Consider the following 6,000-nt stretch of genomic DNA (forward strand, 5'->3'; position numbering starts at 1 on the left):
AATTTATTTTAGCAGTTTTGATCCACTTAGTCGAGAATTGTATGGAAAAATTAATAATTTGACATAAATAGTGTGGATTTAAAATATATATTCATAAATGAGCATTGAAACTCACTTTAATGAATTTAGGTATAATCAAGAAAGTATGATGGGAACTCTTGAAATAGTTTAAGTATGAGGTATGTTAAATGCCTGAAATGTACATGTATAGTGTCTATACGGCGCGTATAATGAGATGGATTTGACGGAATTTATGTGCACTTTTTTTGATTTGTTGATATAATAAAAATTACGTTGGAAAGTAGGGATAGTATGCCAAAACAACAATATGATGAAAGTAGTATCGTTATTTTAGAAGGTTTGGATGCCGTAAGAAAGCGTCCAGGAATGTATATTGGATCTACCGATTCAAAAGGTCTGCATCATCTAGTATGGGAAATTGTCGATAATGCGATTGATGAAGCTTTAAATGGCTATGGCGATGAAATCACAATTATACTAGAAAAAGATGGCAGTGTTACAGTAGAAGACCACGGGCGTGGAATGCCTGTTGGAAAACATAAATCAGGGGTGAGTACACTTCAAGTTATTTTTACCATTCTGCATGCTGGTGGTAAATTTACAAGTCATGGAGGCTATACAAGTGCTGGAGGTTTGCATGGTGTAGGTGCAAGTGTTGTGAACGCTCTTTGTACATGGTGCAAAGTTATGGTACATGATGGAAAAGATGTATGGAGTATGACTTTTGAAAACGGGGGAAGTAAGATTGGAAAACTTGAAAAAGTAGGAAAAACCAATCATACCGGAAGTATTGTTTCCTTTAAACCGGATCCATCTATTTTTAAATCGGTTCACTTTTCATATTCAACCATTTGTGAACGAGCCCAAGAAGATGCTTTCTTATTAAAAGGGTTAAAAATGATTGTACGCGATAAGCGAAAAGAGGAAAGAGAAGTCGTTTACCAATATGAAGATGGATTAAAAGCCTTTATTGAAGAAGTAAATCAAGATCATACACCAATGCATGATCCAATTAGTTTTAGAGGTGAAAGTAACCAGATCATTGTAGAAGGATGTTTCCAATATACAGATGAATATCAAGAGAACATTTTCTCATTCACAAACATGGTTCGTACGCGTGATGGCGGATCTCATGAAACAGGTGCGAAACAAGCTTTTACGAAAGTCTTTAATGAATATGCTCGTAAGAATGGTTTCTTAAAAGAAAAAGATAAAGGATTTGAAGGGAATGATGTCAGAGAAGGTTTGACATTAGTCATCAATCTGACAATTCCAGAAGATTATCTACAATTTGAAGGGCAAACCAAAGAAAAGTTAGGTACTCCAGAAGCTAAGCCAGCAACAGAAACGGTGGTGTCGGAAAACCTTCGTTACTTCTTGGAAGAAAATAAAGAGGTTGCCAATGCTCTAGTACGTAAGATCATCAAGGCAGCTCAAGCTCGTAATGCCGCAAGAAAAGCACGTGCCGATATTCGTAATGGAAAAGGAAAAAATCGTTCGGAAAGAGTGTTATCTGGAAAGTTGGCATCGGCTCAAAGTAAGGATGCCAGAAGAAAAGAATTATATCTAGTCGAAGGAGATTCTGCGGGTGGTTCTGCAAAACAGGGCCGTGATTCAAAATACCAAGCGATTCTTCCTTTGCGTGGTAAAGTATTGAATACAGAAAAGGCAAGTCTTGAAGCTATCGAAAAGAATGAAGAATTAAATACCATTATTCATGCTTTAGGTGCTGGTGTAGGTGCAAATTTTACGGCTGAAGATTCAAACTACTATAAAGTCATTATCATGACCGATGCCGATGATGATGGAGCTCACATTCAAAACTTATTATTGACATTCTTCTATCGTTATATGCGTGATTTAATTACGCATGAAATGTTGTATATTGCCTTGCCACCACTATATCGGATTGCCAAGGCGGGTAAAGAATACTATTTATATACAAATGAAGAATTAGATGAGAAAAAAAACGAATTAAAAAATGGTTACACCATTACACGATATAAAGGTCTTGGTGAAATGAATGCCACTCAGCTTTGGGATACCACAATGAATCCTGAATCAAGAACTTTACTTTGTGTGACCATTGAAAATGCGATGATGGCTGAAAAAAGAGTGACTGAATTAATGGGAGATAAGGCAGAGCTTCGCCGTAATTGGATCGAAGACAATGTTGTATTTACTCTAGAAGATGATTATAAGGAGGTAAATGCGTGAAAGAAAAAGAAGTAAAACATAATGTTTTAAAGAATTCTTTAGAAGATATCATGGCCGATCGTTTCGCCAGGTATTCTAAATATATTATTCAAGAGCGTGCTTTACCAGATGCAAGAGATGGCTTAAAGCCAGTACAAAGACGTATTTTATATGCGATGTATGAAGATGGGAATACTTATAACAAGCCATATCATAAATCCGCAAAAACAGTCGGTAACGTCATTGGTAACTATCACCCTCATGGGGATAGCTCTGTATATGATGCGATGGTTCGTATGTCACAAAATTGGAAGATTACTAATCCTTTAATTGACATGCAAGGAAACAATGGATCTATCGATGACGATCCGGCGGCTGCGATGCGTTATACAGAAGCGCGTTTAGCCAAAATTAGTGATTTTTTGTTGCAGGACATTGATAAAGATACAGTGGAATGGGCACCCAACTTTTCCGATGAGAAGATGGAACCAACTGTACTTCCAGCACGCTTTCCTAACTTATTAGTCAATGGTATTACAGGTATTGCAGCTGGATATGCCACAAATATTCCACCTCACAATTTAAATGAGGTTGTACAAGCAAGTATTTATCGTATTTCACACCCCGATTGTTCATTAGAAGAATTGATGCAGTTTGTGAAAGGTCCTGACTTTCCTACAGGCGGCATCGTGATGGGACTTGACGGAATCAAACAAGCCTTTAAAACAGGTCGTGGACGTATTTTAATTCGTTCTAAAGTGGAAATTGTACCAACACGTACAATTAAACAAATTGTGATTCATGAGATTCCTTATGAAGTAATCAAGTCGAACTTGGTAAAGAAAATTGATGAGATTCGTTTAAATAAAAAAATCGATGGCATTTTAGATGTGCGTGACGAAAGTGATCGTACGGGATTAAGAATTGTCGTGGATCTTAAAAAAGATAGTAATGATGAACAGATCTTAAACTATTTATATAAAAATACAGATCTTCAAATATCATACAATTACAACGTCATTGCGATTGTGAACAAGGCACCCGTACAAATGTCATTAGCCATGATGTTAGATGCCTTTATCAACCACAGAGAAGATGTAGTGATTCGTAGAAGTAAATATGATTTAGCCTCTAAAAAAGATCGTGCACACATATTAGAAGGCTTGATCAAAGCTGTAAGTGTAATGGATGAGATCATTCGTATCATTCGTAAATCAAAAGATAAGGCCCACGCCAAAAAGAATTTGATTGAACGTTTTGACTTTACAGAAAAACAAGCAGAAGCTATTGTCGTAATGCGCTTATATCGTTTAACAAATACAGATGTTAAAGAATTAAAGGCAGAATTTAAACAACTACAATGTGACATTGTCCAATTAGAAAAAATCATTTCAAATAAGAATGAACTTCATAAAGTCATGGTGGAAGAATTAGAAAAGGTGAATGAAGAATTTAATACACCTCGTCTTTCGGATATTGTACATGAAGTGAAAGAAATCGTAATTGATGAAAAGGCTATGATCTCCAAAGAAGAATGTATGATCACAATTACGCGTGATGGCTATATCAAGCGTGTATCTATGCGAAGCTATAATGCTTCTAGTGAATCCATGACACAACGAAAAGATACAGATTCATTAGTTTGTTACGGAGCGAGTCATACATTACAGACATTAGTTTTCTTCACAAACCGTGGCACATATGGATATATTCCGGTTTATCAGATTGAAGAGGCAAAATGGAAAGATTTGGGTGGTCATATCTCAAATTATATTAAGATGGATTCAAGTGAAAAAATTATCGCAGCCTATGTATTGGATTCCTTTAAAACAGGAGTTCATGTTATAAGTGCAAGTCGTCATGGTATGATCAAGCGTACTGAATTAAAAGAATTTGAAGTTTCACGTTCTAATAAAACAATGGCATGTATGAAGATTGGGGCTATGGACGAAATGATTAATGTATCTTTATCTTATAAACCAGATGATCACGTCATTCTGGTAAGTGAACAAGGCTATGGCTTGATGTATCCGGTTGAACAAATTCCGTTGGTTTCAAATAAATCCAAAGGTGTGAAGGCGATGAATCTATCAAAGGATGATTGCGTAGCTTCTATTTGTGTTAGTCAAAATCGTGAGGAACAAGTCTTAGTTTCTACGACAACCCTTTCTTTAAAGCGTATGAAACAAACGGAGATTGCGGCATTAAATCGTCCGGCGAAAGGAAATCGTATTTGTAAGTTAGTGAAGTCCAATCCAAATGTGATATTAAATGTACATATGGTTGATTTAAATACACCATTTGAAATTTATGCAGAAGATATTATGCGCTTTGAGGCCAAAGAAATCAGTTTGATGAATGCCCAATCCACATTCTCTTCACCACTAGGCAAAGTAGACAAGTTTGAGTGGGTCTCACCACTTGAAAATATTACGGATGGTTCTTGGGTCAAACAAGATGATTTTGAACAACCCTCTTTATTTGATGAGGAAAAAGCATGAGTAAACAACAAGCTAATTTAGTATGCCTTTTGGTTGCGGCCATTTGGGGTGGCGGTTTTATTGCGACCGATGCAGCTTTGCAAACATTTGATCCTTTTACTGTTTTAATGATTCGTTTTATTGGCGCTAGCATCGTTAGTATTATTGTATGTTTAGTCAGTCGTGCAAAGATTTCTAGGGAAGCCTTATTTCGTGGAAGTATTTCAGGTGTTTTAATGTACTTTGCTTTTGCGTTTCAAACCTTTGGCTTATTCTTAACGAATACAGGTCAAAATGCCTTTTTAACAGCTGTCAACGTCGTTCTTGTACCCTATATTGTATGGCTATTATGGAAAAATAAACCGAGCAATCGTCAACTTGCGGCAAGTGTTGTTTGTCTTGCAGGAATTGCCTGTCTAAGCTTATCTAAAGGGTATTTCTCATTTAGTTTTGGCGATAGTCTATCTTTAGCATGTGCCTTCTTCTTTGCGTGTCACATCATATCTTTAGAGTATGCGACAGAAAATTCGAATTCAATTGCGATCAATGCTGTACAAATGAGTGTTGCGGCTATCCTTTCGATTCCACTAGCCTTAAGTTTAGAAACGATACCACAAACAATCACTGCACATGCGTACATGAGTTGTGCTTATATGATCATAGTAGCAACGTTCTTGGCATTTCAACTTCAGACTTTGGCACAAAAATATACAGATGCATCAAGTGCGAGTGTTCTTTTATGTACAGAATCCTTATTTGCGAATGTATTTGGATTTTTATTGTTGCATGAAGAGAAAAGTCCAATTATGATTTTAGGGGGACTTTTGATCTTTGTTTCCGTTATTTTAACGGAATATAGTGGTCAATTCATATTGTCAAAACACCAAAAAGATAGTAAAATAGATGAGTAGATAGTGAGGTTGACTAAAACATGGTTGCATCAATTTTATATACGATAGTGGGAGCCATCATTGGTGGCTTGGTTACTTTCTACTTCACTCGTAAGAAGTTTGAAAAAGAAATTAAAGAAAATCCACCAATTAATGAAAAGATGATTCGTGCAATGTTCTTACAAATGGGACGTAAACCTAGTGAAGCACAGATTCGTCAAATCATGAAATCGGTAAACGCAAACCGTAAATAATGATAAAGTGTCTTATGACACTTTTTTTCTTTTCCTAGGTTGTTTGTGTAATGAAAGTTTTGGTTATATATTAGTAATAAATAAGTTATTGTTTTAGAAGAGGTTAATCTGAAAATAAAATTTATAAAAACAAGAAGTTAGAAGTACAAAAGGGTGCAA

General features: G+C 35.9%; 4 protein-coding genes. All 4 read left to right on the forward strand.

The annotated features are described in order from the left end of the window. The first annotated feature begins 312 nt into the window (after window positions 1-312). Genes parE through KTQ83_RS06550 form a run of 4 tightly spaced genes read left to right on the forward strand, consistent with a single transcriptional unit; the run spans window position 313 to window position 5,841 of the window. Window positions 313-2,238 (forward strand): DNA topoisomerase IV subunit B, encoded by a 1,926-nt coding sequence (gene parE / locus KTQ83_RS06535; protein ID WP_186999087.1) that lies wholly within the window; start codon window positions 313-315, stop codon window positions 2,236-2,238. Then, window positions 2,235-4,718 (forward strand): DNA topoisomerase IV subunit A, encoded by a 2,484-nt coding sequence (parC, locus tag KTQ83_RS06540; protein ID WP_217256291.1) that lies wholly within the window; start codon window positions 2,235-2,237, stop codon window positions 4,716-4,718. The genes parE and parC overlap by 4 nt, the downstream gene beginning before the upstream one ends. After that, on the forward strand, window positions 4,715-5,608 hold the full coding sequence (locus KTQ83_RS06545) for a DMT family transporter (protein ID WP_217256292.1): 894 nt from the start codon (window positions 4,715-4,717) through the stop codon (window positions 5,606-5,608). Before parC ends, KTQ83_RS06545 begins: the two co-directional genes overlap by 4 nt. Before the next feature lie 20 nt (window positions 5,609-5,628). Next, complete coding sequence (locus KTQ83_RS06550) at window positions 5,629-5,841, forward strand: YneF family protein (protein ID WP_117926088.1); 213 nt, start codon at window positions 5,629-5,631, stop codon at window positions 5,839-5,841. Window positions 5,842-6,000: the final 159 nt, after the last annotated feature.

Source organism: Holdemanella porci (assembly GCF_019052655.1).
Taxonomy (GTDB): Bacteria; Bacillota_I; Bacilli_A; order Erysipelotrichales; family Erysipelotrichaceae; genus Holdemanella; species Holdemanella hominis.